Raw genomic sequence first — 16,362 nt, 5'->3', positions numbered from 1 at the left:
GCAGGCGCGCGGTCCCTCGTCAGAAACGCCCGGGATGGGCTCTCAGCCACTCCTTCGCCGCTGTCAGCACGTCCTCGCCGGCCGGCGGGGCCTCGTCGGGATGGCGTTCGGCCCACTTCGCGACGTAGGGACACAGCGGGGCGACCGCACTGTGCTCCCGTCCGGCGAGGGCGTAGAGCTCGCGTGCCAGCGAACCCGCGATGCCCTTGCCCTCGTGGGCCGGCTCGACGATCGTGTGGACGGGCACGAGCGCGCGCTCGGGGCTGTCGAGCACGAAGTACTCGATGCGGCCGACGACTTCACCGTCGGCCACGGCCTCCAGACGGCCCGCCGCCCGGTCGTCACGCATCTCCGGGTCGCTCATGAACACGCTCCTGTCCCCTGTACGTCGGTCAGGCCCGGACGGCCTGCGGGCTGCGCTGCTGGTCCGATCCCGGTACCGGCTCGGACGGGTCGGCGCCCAGGGCCACGATCCGGTTGTCGCGGTCCACGTGCACGACCCGGGGGGTGAGTGCCCGCGCCTCGGCGTCCGTCACCTGCGCGTAGCTGATGATGATCACCAGGTCGCCGGGGTGGACGAGATGGGCCGCGGCCCCGTTGATCCCGATCACGCCGGAGCCGCGCTCACCCTCGATGACGTACGTCTCCAGCCGGGCGCCGTTGGTGATGTCCACGATGTGCACGAGCTCGCCGGGCAGCAGGTCGGCGGCGTCGAGCAGGTCGGCGTCGATGGTCACGGATCCCACGTAGTGCAGGTCGGCCTGGGTGACGGTGGCTCTGTGGATCTTGGACTTGAACATGGTGCGCAACATCGGTGTACTCCCGCAAGTAGGCTCCCTGCCTGCGTTTTTGCAGGTCAAGGGCTGTTTCCACACCTTACAGCGAGTCGCATGTTCGGGCAGCTTTCCCTAGGTTTTTCAGGACTCATGCTGACCGAATGCTGACTTTTCTGATGGTGCATCAGGAGCCGGGAAGGGTGCCCGAGGCGTCCTCACGCCTCCGGGCTGCCCGTCACGGACAGCCGCGATCAGCGTACGCAACGGGCCCCGAAGACCCTCGTGACGATCGCCACAGCAGGGCTTGACTACCTGACCGTGAGTTGATCAAGAACCGTCGCCGAATCCGGCGGCGCGCAACATAGCCGCTCATCGCCGGTTAGCCAAACCGGCGATTCCTCTGATCATTGTTTCGCCCTCGCGGTGACGCTTGGCGGTGGCACGCGACGGGCGCCGCCCAATCTGTCGATCCCACACCCCAACCGGGCTTCCGGTCGATATCAAGGAGCAAGCCGACCTTGAACCCAATGAACAATTCCGACGAAGTCTCCCGTCGATCCATTCCGACGGCCGACAGCCGCCGAGTGGAGCCTGTCCTCATCGACACATCCGAGGTTGCAAGGCTGCTCAGCATGTCCACCAGCTGGGTTTACAGAGAAGCCTCGAAGCTTGGGCTGAAGGGCTACAAGCTGGGTCGTGGCAGGAACGCCAAGGTTCTCTACAAGAAGACCGACGTGCTCAAGTGGCTGGAGCAGCAGAAGATCTACTAGGTCTGCCGCAATCCTCAAGCATCAGCGCTCTTCACCCGCGCTTGTAGCGCGGGGATCTCAGCGATCTTGCTCTCGTCGAGGTGATCCCAGAAGATTCCTCCTGGCCTTCGCGGCGAAGTGCACGGAATGACCTCATCCGGTGTGATCACCAGGTCGACGTTCACGTCGTGATCCGTAACCGGGATAGGTGTGTCGATCACCTGTAGCGAGTGAACGGTGGTGACGACCAGCGTGTCTGCCCCCACCAACCCCGCCACCGTGAGCAGCGCGAACTCCAGGTCCGAGTAACCGGCCCCCTTGCCGATACGGGCACCGTCTCGATTGACGGCCACACTACCCAGGACCACAACATCCACCGGCCGCAGGGCGTCGACCTCGACAGTGGGTGCGATCGTGGCCGCTACCTTGGTGGTCGCTGCCTCGATAGCCGGCACGTCCAAGACGGCGGGATCGAGCAGGTAGAACGGCTTGGCGGAGGCCAGCTTCGGAACGGCCATGTAGACGAGCTTGCCTTCCTCCAAGGCGCGTGCTCGTACCGGCAGCTGGGCCTTGTCCGGCACGGCCTTGACGACGACGGCATCCTTCCAGCGCTCCAGTTCAGCCAGCCTGGCGGCGGCTTCCTCCGAGCCGCGGAAGTTCGGGATGCGGCCGTGGGCAGTGTCGTCGTACACCGCGCCGGCCGCGTCGAGCGCGTTCCACACCTGGGTCCGTACGAGGTGCTTGGCATCGTCTTGCATCGCTGGCATCCAGGTCTCCCCACTCCTACGCCGTCGTCATGAGAGCGAACAGCCGGTCGTGAACGTCGGAGACGATTCGCTCGTGCCGCCAGGGCCCCAGCTCACGAGCAGCGCCGAAGACCACGTTCAGTCCTCCGCCGCCCCGTGTCCTCTCCAACTCGGTGATGGCCTCGGACAGCGTAGCCACGGCCCCGTCGATTTCGCCCTGCCATGTAGGCGAAGGTAAGGTTTCCCAGCACGATCGCGCGTGACTTCCGACGATCTTGCAGTTCCGCGGCCGTCGCCTCAAGGAACCTCTGTGCCCGCCGGTGGTGCCCCAGTGAGAGGTAGCACGACCCGGCCAAGCGGCCGAACTGAGTCGAGGACACGAGATCGGCGGCCGCGTCCATCCCGTCAGTCTGTTCCAACTGCTGCTGGGCCCGGGCAAGAGCCTTCTCGCAGTCGCTCGCCTCGCCGAGCATGGCGTGCGCCTCCCCGGCATGGAGGAGTGCCAGCCCGGTGACGGCTGGGCTGGTGGTCCGAGCGGTGTCGGCTGCCTGGAGGGCCAGGCCCAGGCCGCTCCGCGGGTCCTGGGCGCCATAGAGCTCGACGTAGCACGTCCTCAGGAGCGCGCGTCCTTCGAGGGTGTGATCTCGCAGGCGCCGGGCGACCACGACGCTCTCGTCGTAGAAGCCACGTGCTGTGACGTGGTCCCGCCTCTGTGAGGCGTCCCAGACGAGTTGTCCCATGAGTGTGAGCACATCAGCACGGAGGGCGAGTAGCTCTCTCTCCGCTCGCCCACGCGGGCCCTTCCGTGCCTGAGGGTGATCAGGCTGAGCTGCTCTCCCCCCTTCGCCAGCAAGCTCGCCGAGGGGGCCCGATCGTACGAGGCCGCGAGCTCGTCGTACTCGCGCCGGAGCTCCGCCACAGACGCGAGGTCGACGTGGGCAGAGCCGGAGGGCATCGGCTCGTGAAGCGCGGGGATCCCATGCGCTGGGGCGGTCTCCCGCTTCAACAGCTCGACGAGTTCGGTGACCGAGACCCCGAGTGTCTCGGCGAGGCGTGGACGCATCCAAGGCCGTGGCGACGCCGTGCCCGCCTCCCAGCGCACGACAGTGGAGCGATCCACGCCGAGGTGTTCGGCCAGGCCCTCCTGCGTCAGGCCCATCGCTTGGCGCCGCTGGGCAAGCCTCTGCCGTCTACGTGCCATGGCATAGCCCCCGAAATCCTTCAACGTCCAGGACGCGGCAGACACCCAGGTCATGCCCGTCGATGCCACATGGATGCATCACCAGCGCATCAATTCTGCTCTGGGAACGCAGGAGTTGGCCCGGTTGTCTGGAGTTCCACATTCCACACGACGAAGGACCGGGACGGTGTTGGGCCCACGTGCTGATGCCGGCGAGCACGCCATCAGGTCAGGCCGCCATCTCGCAACGCATGCGATCCAGAGCCTGTGCGGCGGTGTCGTGGATCTCGGGCAGGCGACCCGTGGCCGTTCGCATGATGCGCTGAAGCTGGTGCGGAAGCCTCTGCACCACCGCCTCCCGCACCGCGATGTCCAAGGACTCCACCGCGCCGCCGCGGTCGTCGGCAAGCAGCTGCACGTGTGCGACGGTCACCAGCTCGATCACCCGCCACTGGGGCGCAACCGTCGTGGTGAGCACCGGGCTGTGCTCGACCAGCCGTATGGCCGTGTCGACCTGTCCAGTGGCGATCAGTCCCCGAAGCCGGATCTCATGCAGCGAGAAGGGGTTGAACAGACTGGTGTGATCCACCGAGGAGAGCAGGTCTTCCGTCTCGCGCATCACTCGGTCGAACAGCTCCCCGTTGCCCAACGCGCCGGCCGCCCGGGCCAACAGCGGCAGAACGGCGGCACGGGTGTCGTCGTCCGGCGCGAGGGCAGCGGCGCGGCAAAGACGTTCCACTGCGGCGCCGACGAGACGTGCCTTACGCAGTTCGTTCCCGTGCATCCGCAGTGCGTACGACGTCAGCGCCGGCTCCTTGAAGTACTCCACGAGATCCAGGCTCTTGGCGGTCCAACGGGCCGCCGTACCCAGTCTCTCTTCCGGGAGGACGTTGCCCAGCGCGACGCCGAGCCCTACTCGGGCACGGGCGAGCAGGTGGAGGACGTCTCGCTCGGTGTGCCCGTCCTCGACACGGGCTTCGAGCCGGGCGACCAGCGGCCAGAGCTCGGAGACAGCCTCGGCTGCGTGTCCGGACTGCCTGGCGATCTCGGCGAGCCGGACGGTGGACTCGCCGAACTGCACCATGGCCCGGTGGTCGGTGCCGGCCACGTCCGTGACTCCGAGGACGTGCGGCGGCAGGCGCAGATACTCGCAGACACGGCGCCGGGACCCTACGTCGTCCAGGCTGCGCTTCCCGAGTTCGAGCGCGGAGATGTAGGTCTTGTCGTAGCCGAGGAGTTCACCGAGCTCGGTCTGGTTCAGTCCGTGCACCCGCCTGTAGAAGCGCAGGATGGGGGCCAGATCCCCTGTCGCCAGTACGAGTTGGGCCTGCGGTGTCGCCCAGTGCCACTGGGCATGCACCGCCGATGGGCGGGATCCAACGGCGTCACGACTTGGGCCCCCTGCGAACTCTCCCCCGACCACGGCTGGCTACATCCGCTCGTAGTCGTCCAGGCCGACGGCGTCGCGGCGGTACCACGTGGCCACGGCCCGCTTGTAGCCCTCTGGCATGTTGAGGGTCGGTACCTCCTCGGCGGTGAACATGCCGAGTTGCTTGTGTTCATGGCTGACGACAGGCGGTTGATCGGGTGTGAGCACCGTGCAGCCATAGGTGACGATCAGGACCTTCCGGCCGGGGATGGGCTCGAAGATCCACACGCCTCCGTCGATCAGAGGTCCGGCTTTCACCACCCAGCCGGTCTCTTCGTGGATCTCTCGTTCCACCGCCGACTCCGGGCTGTCATCGGTGGGCACAGCGCCATCGGAGTTCCCGATCTCCAGGCGCCCGCCGGGCAGTTCCCACTCCTCGCGCTCGTTCTTGAGCAACAGCACGCGATGCTGCGCGTCGAGGGCAACGCCCTTCACGGAGACAGGCCACAGGGGCGGCGTGTACGTCATCGCGGTCCTCGTCCTGGGGTGTGTGATCCCGGCTCTCGGAACGTAGCACGGTGCGCACAACATGCGCCTGAGCTGGGCGATTTGCCCGAGTCGACAATCAGTCGCTTTACCCGGGCCCCGGCGACTTCCCAGTCTGTCCGCACAGAAGCCGATCCAAGGAGCACGTCGATGCGCGTTGCCCCCGCTCGCTCCGCCACGCTCTTCGCGTCCCACTACGTTGACGTCCGAGCACCGCACGCTGCGGATGCCTGCGCTGCCCGGCTCCAGGACACCGGCCTGGTGACCGTCGACGGGCTCTTGTCCCGCCAAGCGGTACTCGCCTTCGCCGAACGGCTGATGCGGATCGCGCCGCACCCCCACAGCGGCCCCGACGGGCTCACCGCCATCTACGACACGGGCACCCATGCGCACCGCGTCGGCTTTGCCGGACTCGGTCACGGCGAGCTGGAGGCACACACGGAACGCGCCGGCGTGCCCCATCCGCCGCGGCTGATGCTGCTCGTCTGCCTGCGCCCCGCCGACGACGGCGGTGAGGTGCTGCTGGCCGACGGGCACGATGTCCTCGCCAGCCTGTGCGCCGAGGGGCGGGACGCGGCCGTCGTGCTCTCCAAGCCCCGGACCGCCTACTTCGGCGCCGGCGCCGGACACCCGTCGCAGATCTTCACCGTCCACACCGACGGGCGTGTATCCGTCCGCCTTCGGCAGGACGGCCTGGCTCGGTGGAGCCCGATCGTCCACCCCTAACTGCCGTTCGTCCGGCGCGCGATCACAGGATGCCAGCGGCGCCTGCGCCTCGAGCCGGGCCAGGGGTACCTCCTGGACAACCACCGCTGGCTGCACGCCCGGGCCGGCTTCTCCGGCGACCGTCTGTGCCTGCGTGCCCTTGGTGACCCGATCGTCCCCATGCAGCAGGGCTTCACGCCGGACTCCATCGGAATCTCCCTGCCCAAGACCAACGACGTCGTTTGACAGCTTCCGATCTCGCAACACATCGCCAACTGCCCCTGGCCGCTTCGGCGGACCTGAAGCCGTCCCCGGAGTCGCGGGGCCTACGGAGATCCACACGATGAAACGCCTTCCGCGTATCGAGCAGTACGGCCTGATCGGCGACATGCAGACCAACGCCCACGTCTGCGACGACGGTTCGATCGACTGGCTGTGCCTGCCCCGCTTCGACTCGCCGGCCGTCTTCGCCGGTCTGCTCGGCACACAGAAACACAGCACCTGGCGGATCGCTCCGGCCGCGCATGCTGACCGGTCCGGCTCCGGAGTGGTCGCCGAGCGCCGGTACTGCGGTGACTCGCTCGTTCTCGAATCGGTGTGGCGCACACCGGCCGGTTCGGTCCGCGTCCTGGACTTCATGCCGCCGCGCGACGGGGCACCGCAGGTGATCCGGATCGTCGAGGGCGTGGCGGGCGAGGTGTCAGTAAGGACGGCCGGACAATGTGGTGCACCCTTCCGCATCCCCGCGGGCAGGTTCCGATGATCGCTCTTGCGAGCAACGAGGGACTGCGGGGCGGCTTACGGACGCTTCGAGGCATCAAGCCAGTAGGTGGCCAGCATCTCGCCCGGCGCGGCTGGCTGACGGATCGGGCCTCGGGGTCCCATCTGTTGGAAGTACGGCGCGACATCGAGGACAGGAGTTCCGTCAACGGCGTCCAGGTCGGTGACGAGGAGGTCCCGGCCGTCCACCCTGAGCAGTCGCGGGTAGCTGATCGCCAGTTGGTTGGGGCGCCGGTGGTTGCGGTGGACAAAAGTACCGGTCGCCGGCCAGATCGGGTTTCCTCGTGGGCTGCGCGCGTGGAGCTGAACGTCCTCTGGTCGCGCCAGGTGGAAATGCCAGGTCACCGTGAGGTGGGAGAACTCCTCGATCCCCTGCAGCGTTTCGAGCGGGAAGGCGTCGTTCAGTCGGATGATCGATTTGACCCCGCCCTGGTAGTCGTCCTGAACGCGAGTATGGCCCCCGACGACCGTTGCGATCGACTCGACTTCGTACGTTGCCATCGGCGCTCGCTCCTCTCCCACCGCGTCGCTTGTTCGGCAGCCGCCGTCCGCAGCTGCGGACCTGCCCTGTGGTCAGCCTATGGCGCGCAGCATTTCTCGCGCCCGGCGGTCCAGTTCGGCGACGTGGCGGCTGTCCTGGTCCTTGCCCAGCAACCGGAACGTGACAACCGCGTCCACGGCGCCCATCCGGGCCAAATCGTCAGCGATCACGTGCGGCGCGCGCCGGCCCAGCAGGTGCTGGGCGTCGCGCAGGTCATGGCGCTCCAGTGCCTCCTGGAGCTCGGTGGGCAGTTCGTCGGGCAGCTGGGTGTACGTCATGGCAAGTTCACCTCAACGGGATGGCTGGGACGTTCTCCGGCTCGAAGACGCGTACCGGAGCCCGAAAACCGCCCGGATGAGGTTCAGCCGTGGGCAGTCACGGCATGCCCGGGTGAGGGGCGACGGCACGCGAGGACTGACTGGGAGGTTCGCTCTGCACGGCGAACCACCTCCCTTCGCGTACGAAAGTCCTGGACCGACAGGGAGATCGTGCTCATGAGATCGGGGCACGCGCGAGCTGTGCGGCCGATCTGCCGGGTTTCCTCCATGCCGGACCGGCTGGTTGAAGGATGCGCGCAAGTGATCAAGGTGCCGAGGCGGTGAGGAGCAGCGTCCCGATGAGCAGCTCCGCCCCGGTGGGGATCACAGGCCCACCGGGGCGGCCCGCCGCCGTCAGGCGTGCCGGACAAGGGCGAACGTCACACCCGCAGGGTCCTTGAGTACGGCGATGCGTCCGACGCCAGGTGCCTCAGCGGGCTCGGAGACGACGGTGCCGCCCAGTGCGACCGCTGTGGCAGACGCGCTGTCGACATCTGCGACACCGAAGTGCAGGGTCCAGCCAGCGGCGCCCTCGGGCCTGCTCGTGATGCCGCCGAACTCCGCGACTCCGCCGACGAAGGTCAGGTGAGCGACAGCGCCCCCGGCCGGGGGTACGGCGGCCGTCCAGCCGAAGACCTGGGCGTAGAACGCCTTGGCGCCGTCGACATCTGGTGTGCTCAGCCCGAACCAAGACAGCGTGCTGGGCTCGCGCACCAGTCCGGAGCCGGTGTGCTTGTCCGGCTCCCAGGCACCGAACACCGCACCGTCGGGGGCCTCGTAGACGGCTGCGCTGCCGGCGACCGACACCTTCGTGGGCGGGCTCACCACGCGGCCCCCCGCCTCCTCGACGGCCTTGGTCGTCCCGTTCAGGTCGTCCGACATGAAGTAGACACTCCAGCCGGCCGAGTGCTCCTGCCCTTCCCTGAGCCTCACCGCGCCCACGATTTTCTCTCCGCGCAGCACGAAGTTCACGTACCCGCCGGGGAGCTCGAGGGTCTCCCAGCCGAAGAGGGATCCGTAGAAGGCGCGGGCGGAGGCGACGTCGGGGGTGTCGAGGTCCGCCCAGCAGGGTGCGCCTGCAGGGTGACGAGTGATCTTCATCGGTTCTCCTCGGGTCGCTGTAATCGATCTTCACTCAGCATTGCCGCGCCACAGGTCAGGGCGCCAGCTGGAGCGGACAAATCGCCGGTTCCTTCCACTCGTTGAAGCTTCCGCGGCGAATTCGTCCATTGCCCTCCCGCCAGTACGGCGAGGACCCTGTCAACGACTTGGCAGGCGGCACAGCCGTCTGTGGCGACGACCGCCGTGGCAACCCCCTCGTACAAGTGACGCCTGGCTTCCATCAGTTCGCGCCACTGCTTGCGCGGGTTGACGGCGAGCAGCGGGCGGCCCGTGTTCAAGCCGGTGCGCTTGACCGCTTCCTCGACGTCCATCGAGAGGTAGACGACCCGCAGGCCGGCCAGCAGCGCACGGGTGTCCGCGTCGAGGATCGAGCCGCCACCGGGGGCGAGGATGCCGTCGTGCTCGGCCAGCGCCTTGTGGACCGCCCGCTTCTCGATGCCCCGGAAGACCGGCTCGCCCTCGTCCACGAAGATCTCGGCGATGGACCGGCCCTCGGCCGCGACGATGTCGTCGTCCGTGTCCCGGTAGCCGACCCCGAGCCGCTCGGCCAGCAGCTGCCCGACGGTGGACTTGCCCACCCCCATCGGGCCGACCAACACGATCGTCGGAGCGGTCATCGGATGGTCAGGTTGTCGAGGTACGACTGGACATTGCGGCGGATCTCGGGGACGGAGTCGCCGCCGAACTTCTCCGCCACCGCGTCCGCGAGGACCAGCGCGACCACCGCCTCGGCGACGATACCGGCGGCCGGGACCGCGGACACGTCCGAGCGCTGGTGGTGGGCCTGGGTCGCCTCGCCGGTGGTCACGTCCACGGTCTGCAGGGCCCGCGGCACGGTCGCGATCGGCTTCATCGCGGCCCGCACCCGCAGCAGCTCACCCGTGCTCAGGCCGCCCTCGGTACCGCCGGAGCGGCCGGAGACGCGCCGGATGCCCTCAGGCATGTTCACGATCTCGTCGTGCGCCTTCGAGCCCGGCACACGCGCCAGCTCGAAACCGTCGCCGACCTCGACGCCCTTGATCGCCTGGATGCCCATCAGCGCACCCGCCAGACGGGCGTCCAGCTTGCGGTCCCAGTGCACGTGCGAGCCGAGGCCCACCGGGACGCCGTACGCCAGGATCTCGACCACACCGCCGAGGGTGTCGCCGTCCTTGTGGGCCTGGTCGATCTCCGCGACCATCGCCTTCGACGCGTCCGCGTCCAGGCAGCGCACCGGGTCGGCGTCCAGCCGCTCCACGTCCCCCGGCGTCGGGTACACGCCCTGCGGAGCCTTGGCGGAGGCCAGCTCGACGACGTGCGACACGATCTCGATGCCGGCCGTCTCCTTCAGGTACGACCGGGCCACCGCGCCCAGCGCCACCCGGGCCGCCGTCTCCCGGGCGGAGGCCCGCTCCAGGATCGGCCGGGCCTCGTCGAAGCCGTACTTCTGCATACCGGCGAGGTCGGCGTGGCCGGGACGCGGGCGGGTCAGCGGCGCGTTGCGGGCCAGACCCGCGAGGATCTCCGGGGCGACCGGGTCGGCCGCCATGACCTGCTCCCACTTGGGCCACTCGGTGTTGCCCACCATGATCGCGACCGGCGAACCGAGGGTGAGGCCGTGCCGGACGCCGCCGAGGAAGGTGACCTCGTCGCGCTCGAATTTCATGCGCGCACCGCGTCCATAGCCGAGCCGGCGCCGGGCCAGGTGGTCCGCCACCATCTCCGTGGTGATCGGCACGCCGGCGGGAAGACCCTCCAGCGTCGCCACGAGTGCGGGACCGTGGGACTCCCCCGCGGTCAGCCAGCGCAACCTGCTCAACGGTGCTCCTCGATCAACTCATCTTTACCGGCAGGCAGTTCGTACCAGGGGAAGAGCCGCCGCAGCTCGTGGTGGAGTCCCGGGAACGTCTTCGCCACACAGCGCGGGTCATCCAGGGTGAGCGTGCTAGGCACGGTGAGGCCGAGCACCGAGAAGGCCATCGCGATGCGATGATCGCGGTAACAGGCGATGCGTGTGGGGCGAGGCGTGCCGGGTGCACGGTGATCCAGTCGGCACCCTGTGCGGTGTCGATGCCGCAGGCCCGCAGGTTCTGCGCGACGGCAGCGATGCGGTCGGACTCCTTCAGGCGCGCGTGTCCGATGCCGTGGATCGTGATCGGCGCGTCGGCCAGCGGGGCGATCGCGGCGAGGGTCATGAAGGTGTCCGAGATGTCACCCATGTCGACGGCGAAGCCCCCGCGCAGTCGTCCGGTTCCGGTCACCGTGGTCGCGGCCGCGTCCACGCGCACCTCGGCGCCCGCCTTCGCGAGGATTTCCACGAAGCGGAGGTCGCCCTGAAGGCTTCCCGTGCCGAGGCCGGGCACAGTCACCGTGCGCCCCGTCACAGCTGCGGCGGCGAAGACGTACGAAGCCGTGGAGGCGTCCGGTTCGACGACCGTGTCGGTGGCCGTGTACGCCCCCGGTTCGACCCGCAGGTTGCCGTCCCCCTCCTCGGCGACGTCGGCGCCGTAGCGCCGCATCAGCGCCAGCGTCATGTCGACGTAGGGGCGGCTGACCAGGCCGGGGGCGCGGGCTTGGAGTCCGTTGCGCATCAGAGGTGCCGCCATCAGAAGGCCGCTGAGGTACTGGCTGCTCGGGGAGGACTCCACCGAGATCTCCCCGCCGGCCAGTCCTACGGCGCGGATCAGCAGCGGAAGCCCGTCGCCCGGACCCGCCTCGATGTCGGCTCCCAGTCCACGCAGCGCCTCCAGCAGAGGTCGCTGCGGTCTGTCGGGCTCGCAGTTGGGAGGATCCGTCGAAGAGGAAGGTGCCGCGGCCGGTGGCGGCGAAGGGCGGCAGGAAGCGGACTGCCGTACCGGCGTCCGCACACCACAGACGGGCCCGGCCGGTCGGGCCCCGGCCCGCTCCCGTCACCTCCCAGTACTCCTCCAGCGGGCCGGCCCCCACACGGATGCCGAAGTCCGTCAGCGCGTCGCGGAAGGCGAGCGTGTCCTCGCCGACCAGCGGGGCGTGGATCCGGCTCGTGCCTTCGGCGGCTGCGGCGAGCAGAAGCAGCCGGTTGGTCAGGCTCTTGGAGCCGGGGATACGAGCGGTGAGAGTCGTCGTCGTGCCGGGCGGCACAGTATCCGTGGTCATGTGGACGCCTCCGGGTTGCGGGGCGGTGCGGGCAGGCGCAGTCCGCGGTGGATGTCCATGGCGGCGGACGACTGGTTGAGGGTGATGTAGTGCAGTCCGGGGGCGCCCTCGTCGAGCAGACGCTGGGCGAGTTCGGTGCCATGGTCGACTCCGATGCGGCGGGACTCGCCGGGGTCGCACTGAGCGGTCCGCAGGCGCAGCGCGAGGTCGTCGGGGAAGGTCGCATTGCTGAGGAGGGCGAAGCGGGCGATCTGTTCGTAGCGCGTGGCGGGCATGATGCCCGGGATGACCGGGGTGTCGCAGCCGGCGACGGCGAGTCGGTCGCGCAGCCGGAGGTAGTCCTCGGCGCGGAAGAACATCTGGGTGATGGCGTAGTCGGCGCCGGCCCGGCACTTGGCCATGAAGTGGCGGATGTCGGTGTCCCAGTCGGGTGAGCGGGGGTGGCGTTCCGGGAACGCGGCGACTCCGATGCTGAAGGTGCCGCACTGGCGGACGAGTTCGACCAGTTCGGCCGCGTGCCGCAGGCCGTGGGGGTGGGGGATCCACGGGCCCTGCGGGTCTCCGGGTGGGTCTCCGCGGAGGGCGAGGATGTCGCGGATGCCGGCATCGGCGTAGCGGCCGATGATCGCGCGCAGTTCGGCCATGGAGTGCTCGACAGCGGTGAGGTGGGCCACCGGGCGCAGCGTGGTGTCCTCGGCGATACGCTGGGTCAGCGCCGTGGTGCGTTCGCGGGAGGTGCCGCCGGCGCCGTATGTCACCGACACGAAGGACGGGTTGAGGGGCTCGACGCGGCGCAGTGCGTCCCACAGCGCGCGCTGCCCTTTGCCGGTCTTGGGCGGGAAGAACTCGAAGGAGTACGAGCGGTGACCTGCCGCGATCAGTTTGGCGGGGTCTTTGCGGGCCCGCTCGGCCACCAGGGCGGGAGCCGTCATGCCGTGTCACCTCCTGGCGGGGTTTCCGGTCCGTACGCTGCGGTCGTCAGCACACGCAGTCGGGTCGGGCTCGTGGTGTAGGTCTGGGTGCCGATGCGGGACAGGGCCTCGGCGGCCAGTGCCGAGCCCGACTGCGCGCACCGGGCGGTGTCCTCGCCTGCGGCCAGGGCGGCCAGGTAGCCGGCGCGGAAGGCGTCTCCGGCGCCTGTCGGGTCGGCCGCCTCGGCGGTCGGGACGGCAGGGACGTCGAGCACGGGTTCATCCGCGCGTTCGACGCGACTGCCCTTCTCTCCGAGGGTGGTGACCCACACGCCGACGCGACGCAGGACGTCGGCGCGGGTCCAGCCTGTCTTGGCGAGCAGCAGTGCGTGTTCGTACTCGTTGGTGAACAAGTGGTCGGCGCCGTCGACGAGTTCGCGGATCTTGGTGTCGCCGAGCCGGGCCAGCTGCTGGGACGGGTCGGCGGCGAAGCGGATGCTCTGGGCGCGGCACGCGCGCGTGTGGCGGAGCATCGCGGCCGGGTCGTCGGCGCCGATGAGGACGAGGTCGACGCCTCCGCCCCGGCGTACGACGTCGGCGAGGTCGATGTCGGTGGCCTCGGTCATCGCTCCCGGGTAGAAGGAGGCGATCTGGTTGCCGTCCGGGTCGGTGGTGCACAGGAAGCGGGCGGTGTGGCGGGTGCGGGAGACGTGGGCACCGGAGGTGTCCACGCCGAGCGCGGACAGCCGCTGCCCGTACGGGGTGAAGTCCGCGCCCACGGCCCCCACCAGCAGCGGGCGGTGGCCCAGTTGGGCCAGGCCGTACGCGATGTTGGCGGCCACTCCTCCGTCGCGGATCTCCAGGGTGTCGACCAGGAACGACAGCGAGACGTGGTCGAGGCGGTCGGCGAGCAGTTGGTCGGCGATGCGGCCGGGGAACGTCATCAGGTGGTCGGTGGCGATGGAACCGGTGACTGCGATCCGCATGTCAGACCCCGGTCGCTTCGCGCAGGGCGTCGACCCGGTCGGTGCGCTCCCAGGTGAAGTCGGGCAGCTCGCGGCCGAAGTGGCCGTACGCGGCGGTCTGGGCGTAGATCGGGCGGAGCAGGTCGAGGTCGCGGATGATGGCGGCCGGGCGAAGGTCGAAGACCTGTCGGATGGCGTGCTCGATCGCTGTGTACGGCACGGCGGCGGTACCGAAGGTCTCGACGAACAGGCCGACCGGCTCGGCCTTGCCGATCGCGTACGCCACCTGGACCTCGCAGCGGCGGGCGAGGCCGGCGGCGACGACGTTCTTGGCGACCCAGCGCATCGCGTACGCCGCGGAGCGGTCCACCTTGGACGGGTCCTTGCCGGAGAAGGCGCCGCCGCCGTGGCGGGCCATGCCGCCGTACGTGTCGATGATGATCTTACGGCCGGTCAGGCCGGCGTCACCCATCGGACCGCCGATCTCGAAGCGGCCGGTCGGGTTGACCAGAAGACGGTAGCCCTCGGTGTCCAGCTTGATGCCGTCGGCCGCCAGCCGGGCCAGTTCGTGTTCGACGACGTGATTGCGGATGTCGGGAGTGAGCAGACCGTCCAGGTCGACGTCGGCGGCATGCTGCGCGGAGACGACGACCGTGTCGAGGCGGGCCGGCCGGCTGCCCAGGTACTCGACGGTGACCTGGGTCTTGCCGTCCGGGCGCAGATAGGGCGCGATGCCCTTTTTGCGGACCTGGGAGAGGCGGTACGACAGCCGGTGGGCCAACTGGATGGGCAGAGGCATCAGTTCGGGTGTCTCGTCGCAGGCGTACCCGAACATCAGGCCCTGGTCGCCCGCGCCCTGGGCGTCCAGCGGGTCCGCCTCCGCGCCACTGCCGTCAACCCCCCGCGCGATGTCCGGGGACTGCGCACCGATCGAGACGGACACCCCGCACGACCGTCCGTCGAACCCCTTCTGGGACGCGTCGTAGCCGATGTCGAGGACGGCGTCACGGACCAGGCCGGGGATGTCCGCGTACGCGGTGGTGGCCACCTCACCGGCGACGTGCACCTGTCCGGTGGTGATCAGGGTCTCCACGGCGACCCGCGAGCGCGAATCCTCCGTGAGCAGGGCGTCGAGGATGGTGTCGCTGATCCGGTCGGCGATCTTGTCGGGGTGTCCCTCGGTCACGGACTCCGGGGTGAACAGGCGGCGGGACATGGCTCTCCCTGGGGTCGCAGCGGCTGCTGGCTGTGAAGGGTCGTACGAGAGGGGGTGAAGGTGTCGGGCCGGAGAGCTCCCCGGGGGATGTCGGAACTCTCCGGCCCTGCTGGGGGGGAGGTGAGGGTCAGAGGGTGGCGGCGGTGAGGGCCTTGGCGAGGCGCACCACGCGTTCGGTCTGGACGCGGGCCGCATTGCGGGTGACGTCGCCGACCGGGACGGTGCCACCCGCGTCGTGGTGGGCGGTGCCGTACGGGTTGCCGTCGACGAACTTGTCCGGGTGGGTGAACCCTGGGGCGACGACGATGCCGCCGAAGTGGTGGAAGGAGTGCATGAGGGCGAGCAGCGTGGACTCGTTGCCGCCGTGCGGGCTGCCCGTGGAGGTGAAGCCGCTGTAGATCTTGTCGGCCAGTTCGCCCCTCTTCCAGGCACCGCCGAGGGTGTCGAGGAACTGCTTGAGCTGGGCGGCGATGTTGCCGAACCGGGTCGGGGACCCCATGAGGACGGCGTCGGCCCAGACGACGTCCTCGACGGTGGCGAGCGGGATGCCGGCGGTCGCCGCCACGTTGGCTGCCCACGCGGGCTGGGATGCGATGACTTCCTGCGGGGCCAGTTCCGCGACCCGGCGGAGCCGGACCTCGGCGCTGGCCTTCTCGGCCGTGTCGGCGATCTCGCGGGCGATGTCGGTGACATGGCCGGTCGCGGAGTAGTAGACGACGGTGACCTTCACAGCGGTGGCCATGCCGGTTCTCACCAGTCCGCCAGGTGGAGGGACAGGAGCGGATCCGGCAGGTCGAGTGCGGCGGCCGGGTGGGTGAACGTGCGGTCGTAGTGGACGAGCGGCGTGCGGTCGTCGTCCACGTGGGTGTCCAGGACGCGGCCGACGAGGATGCTGTGGTCGCCTCCGTCCAGGACGGCGTGCAGGGCGCAGGCGACCCGGGCGCACGCTCCCGGCGAGCCGGGCAGGCCCAGCTCGCAGGGCACGATGTCCCCTTCGACGTCTCCTTCGGCGAACCGGTCGACGCCGGATCGGGCGAAGCGGAGCGCGACCTCCTCCTGGTCATGGGCCAGGAGGTTGACCAGGAAGCGGTCGGCGGACGTGAACGCCCCGTGGGTGCTGGCGGTCTTGTTCAGGCAGACCAGGACGAGGGGCGGATCCAGGGACAGGGAGCTGAAGGAGGTCGCGGTGAACCCCCGGCGCCGCCCGGTGCCGTCGACGGTCGTGACCACGGTCACCGGTCCGGGAACCCTGGACAAGGCGTGCGTCAGAGCTGCGCCGGTAGTGCCTGCTGAGCCTTTCATGAGGCGATCACCTCCGGGTGGCG

General features: G+C 69.3%; 19 protein-coding genes and 2 pseudogenes. 3 read left to right on the top strand and 18 right to left on the bottom strand.

Annotated features, from left to right (window positions below):
* Positions 1-19: 19 nt before the first annotated feature.
* Together IE255_RS14315 and panD are read right to left on the bottom strand one after the other, a co-directional pair.
* The gene (locus IE255_RS14315; protein ID WP_190050599.1) at positions 20-364 is read right to left on the bottom strand and encodes a GNAT family N-acetyltransferase; all 345 of its coding nucleotides are present in this window, start codon (positions 362-364) and stop codon (positions 20-22) included.
* A gap of 28 nt (positions 365-392) precedes the next feature.
* Positions 393-812, bottom strand: coding sequence for an aspartate 1-decarboxylase (gene panD / locus IE255_RS14310; protein ID WP_190050598.1), 420 nt, complete (start codon positions 810-812; stop codon positions 393-395).
* A 491-nt stretch (positions 813-1,303) separates the two neighbouring features.
* On the opposite strand from panD, the gene IE255_RS14305 reads away from it, so the two are divergent.
* Positions 1,304-1,546, top strand: a complete 243-nt coding sequence (locus tag IE255_RS14305) for a helix-turn-helix domain-containing protein (protein WP_190050597.1) — start codon at positions 1,304-1,306, stop codon at positions 1,544-1,546.
* A gap of 14 nt (positions 1,547-1,560) precedes the next feature.
* On the opposite strand, the gene IE255_RS14300 is transcribed toward IE255_RS14305, so the two are convergent.
* From IE255_RS14300 to IE255_RS14285, 5 genes are all read right to left on the bottom strand, one after another.
* Positions 1,561-2,292 carry a 5-formyltetrahydrofolate cyclo-ligase gene (locus tag IE255_RS14300; RefSeq protein ID WP_372487577.1) on the bottom strand — a complete coding sequence of 244 codons (732 nt, stop codon included), beginning with the start codon at positions 2,290-2,292 and terminating at the stop codon, positions 1,561-1,563.
* Between the two features lie 16 nt (positions 2,293-2,308).
* Positions 2,309-2,470 carry a hypothetical protein gene (locus IE255_RS39170; protein ID WP_229906398.1) on the bottom strand — a complete coding sequence of 54 codons (162 nt, stop codon included), beginning with the start codon at positions 2,468-2,470 and terminating at the stop codon, positions 2,309-2,311.
* A gap of 414 nt (positions 2,471-2,884) precedes the next feature.
* Entirely contained in the window at positions 2,885-3,472 is a 588-nt protein-coding gene (locus tag IE255_RS39165) for a helix-turn-helix transcriptional regulator (protein WP_267974958.1), read from the bottom strand.
* Between the two features lie 208 nt (positions 3,473-3,680).
* Complete coding sequence (locus IE255_RS39160; protein WP_229906397.1) at positions 3,681-4,874, bottom strand: helix-turn-helix domain-containing protein; 1,194 nt, start codon at positions 4,872-4,874, stop codon at positions 3,681-3,683.
* Positions 4,875-4,880: 6 nt separating this feature from the next.
* Positions 4,881-5,348, bottom strand: coding sequence for an NUDIX hydrolase (locus tag IE255_RS14285; protein WP_190050596.1), 468 nt, complete (start codon positions 5,346-5,348; stop codon positions 4,881-4,883).
* Positions 5,349-5,516: 168 nt separating this feature from the next.
* Here IE255_RS14285 and IE255_RS14280 point away from each other — a divergent pair, with 168 nt between their 5' ends.
* Positions 5,517-6,092, top strand: coding sequence for a TauD/TfdA family dioxygenase (locus IE255_RS14280; RefSeq protein ID WP_190050595.1), 576 nt, complete (start codon positions 5,517-5,519; stop codon positions 6,090-6,092).
* A 322-nt stretch (positions 6,093-6,414) separates the two neighbouring features.
* Positions 6,415-6,786: pseudogene (locus IE255_RS14270) on the top strand (trehalase-like domain-containing protein); the annotation flags it as partial.
* A gap of 83 nt (positions 6,787-6,869) precedes the next feature.
* Here the strand turns inward: IE255_RS14270 and IE255_RS14265 are convergent.
* From IE255_RS14265 to IE255_RS14215, 11 genes and pseudogenes are all read right to left on the bottom strand, one after another.
* A complete protein-coding gene (locus tag IE255_RS14265; RefSeq protein WP_190050594.1) occupies positions 6,870-7,352 on the bottom strand; it encodes an SAM-dependent methyltransferase in 483 nt (160 codons plus the stop codon).
* Between the two features lie 72 nt (positions 7,353-7,424).
* On the bottom strand, positions 7,425-7,670 hold the full coding sequence (locus IE255_RS14260) for a hypothetical protein (RefSeq protein WP_190050593.1): 246 nt from the start codon (positions 7,668-7,670) through the stop codon (positions 7,425-7,427).
* A 393-nt stretch (positions 7,671-8,063) separates the two neighbouring features.
* Complete coding sequence (locus IE255_RS14255) at positions 8,064-8,810, bottom strand: VOC family protein (protein WP_190050592.1); 747 nt, start codon at positions 8,808-8,810, stop codon at positions 8,064-8,066.
* Positions 8,807-9,448, bottom strand: a complete 642-nt coding sequence (locus tag IE255_RS14250; protein ID WP_190050591.1) for a shikimate kinase — start codon at positions 9,446-9,448, stop codon at positions 8,807-8,809. The genes IE255_RS14255 and IE255_RS14250 overlap by 4 nt, the downstream gene beginning before the upstream one ends.
* Positions 9,445-10,629: a chorismate synthase gene (aroC, locus tag IE255_RS14245; protein ID WP_190050590.1), complete on the bottom strand. Its 1,185-nt coding sequence runs from the start codon at positions 10,627-10,629 to the stop codon at positions 9,445-9,447. The genes IE255_RS14250 and aroC overlap by 4 nt, the downstream gene beginning before the upstream one ends.
* A pseudogene (gene aroA, locus IE255_RS14240) lies at positions 10,626-11,945 on the bottom strand (3-phosphoshikimate 1-carboxyvinyltransferase). Before aroA ends, aroC begins: the two are co-directional and overlap by 4 nt.
* Positions 11,942-12,877, bottom strand: coding sequence for a methylenetetrahydrofolate reductase [NAD(P)H] (metF, locus tag IE255_RS14235; protein WP_190050589.1), 936 nt, complete (start codon positions 12,875-12,877; stop codon positions 11,942-11,944). The pseudogene aroA and the gene metF overlap by 4 nt, the downstream one beginning before the upstream one ends.
* Entirely contained in the window at positions 12,874-13,842 is a 969-nt protein-coding gene (locus IE255_RS14230; protein ID WP_190050588.1) for a carbohydrate kinase family protein, read from the bottom strand. Before IE255_RS14230 ends, metF begins: the two co-directional genes overlap by 4 nt.
* Position 13,843: 1 nt before the next feature.
* Positions 13,844-15,037, bottom strand: a complete 1,194-nt coding sequence (gene metK / locus IE255_RS14225) for a methionine adenosyltransferase (protein WP_190050587.1) — start codon at positions 15,035-15,037, stop codon at positions 13,844-13,846.
* 127 nt (positions 15,038-15,164) lie between these two features.
* Positions 15,165-15,779 carry an NAD(P)H:quinone oxidoreductase gene (gene wrbA / locus IE255_RS14220; RefSeq protein ID WP_190050586.1) on the bottom strand — a complete coding sequence of 205 codons (615 nt, stop codon included), beginning with the start codon at positions 15,777-15,779 and terminating at the stop codon, positions 15,165-15,167.
* Between the two features lie 8 nt (positions 15,780-15,787).
* Positions 15,788-16,339, bottom strand: coding sequence for a flavin reductase family protein (locus IE255_RS14215; protein ID WP_190050585.1), 552 nt, complete (start codon positions 16,337-16,339; stop codon positions 15,788-15,790).
* Positions 16,340-16,362 lie beyond the last annotated feature (23 nt).

Origin of the sequence: Streptomyces lomondensis, assembly GCF_014651035.1 — a bacterium.
Taxonomy (GTDB): Bacteria; Actinomycetota; Actinomycetes; order Streptomycetales; family Streptomycetaceae; genus Streptomyces; species Streptomyces lomondensis.
Note: the sequence above shows the minus strand (reverse complement) of the source record. Positions and strands in the feature narration are given on the sequence as shown.

Bases quoted from the DNA above. Each gene is read 5' to 3' on its own strand.
- wrbA (WP_190050586.1), bottom strand. From the start codon at position 15,779: ATGGCCACCGCTGTGAAGGTCACCGTCGTCTACTACTCCGCGACCGGC.
- IE255_RS14315 (WP_190050599.1), bottom strand. From the start codon at position 364: ATGAGCGACCCGGAGATGCGTGACGACCGGGCGGCGGGCCGTCTGGAG.
- IE255_RS14280 (WP_190050595.1), top strand. From the start codon at position 5,517: ATGCGCGTTGCCCCCGCTCGCTCCGCCACGCTCTTCGCGTCCCACTAC.
- IE255_RS39165 (WP_267974958.1), bottom strand. From the start codon at position 3,472: ATGGCACGTAGACGGCAGAGGCTTGCCCAGCGGCGCCAAGCGATGGGC.
- IE255_RS14285 (WP_190050596.1), bottom strand. From the start codon at position 5,348: ATGACGTACACGCCGCCCCTGTGGCCTGTCTCCGTGAAGGGCGTTGCC.
- metF (WP_190050589.1), bottom strand. From the start codon at position 12,877: ATGACGGCTCCCGCCCTGGTGGCCGAGCGGGCCCGCAAAGACCCCGCC.
- IE255_RS14300 (WP_372487577.1), bottom strand. From the start codon at position 2,292: ATGCCAGCGATGCAAGACGATGCCAAGCACCTCGTACGGACCCAGGTG.
- metK (WP_190050587.1), bottom strand. From the start codon at position 15,037: ATGTCCCGCCGCCTGTTCACCCCGGAGTCCGTGACCGAGGGACACCCC.
- IE255_RS14305 (WP_190050597.1), top strand. From the start codon at position 1,304: ATGAACAATTCCGACGAAGTCTCCCGTCGATCCATTCCGACGGCCGAC.
- IE255_RS14215 (WP_190050585.1), bottom strand. From the start codon at position 16,339: ATGAAAGGCTCAGCAGGCACTACCGGCGCAGCTCTGACGCACGCCTTG.
- IE255_RS14255 (WP_190050592.1), bottom strand. From the start codon at position 8,810: ATGAAGATCACTCGTCACCCTGCAGGCGCACCCTGCTGGGCGGACCTC.
- IE255_RS14265 (WP_190050594.1), bottom strand. From the start codon at position 7,352: ATGGCAACGTACGAAGTCGAGTCGATCGCAACGGTCGTCGGGGGCCAT.
- panD (WP_190050598.1), bottom strand. From the start codon at position 812: ATGTTGCGCACCATGTTCAAGTCCAAGATCCACAGAGCCACCGTCACC.
- IE255_RS14250 (WP_190050591.1), bottom strand. From the start codon at position 9,448: ATGACCGCTCCGACGATCGTGTTGGTCGGCCCGATGGGGGTGGGCAAG.
- IE255_RS14260 (WP_190050593.1), bottom strand. From the start codon at position 7,670: ATGACGTACACCCAGCTGCCCGACGAACTGCCCACCGAGCTCCAGGAG.
- IE255_RS14230 (WP_190050588.1), bottom strand. From the start codon at position 13,842: ATGCGGATCGCAGTCACCGGTTCCATCGCCACCGACCACCTGATGACG.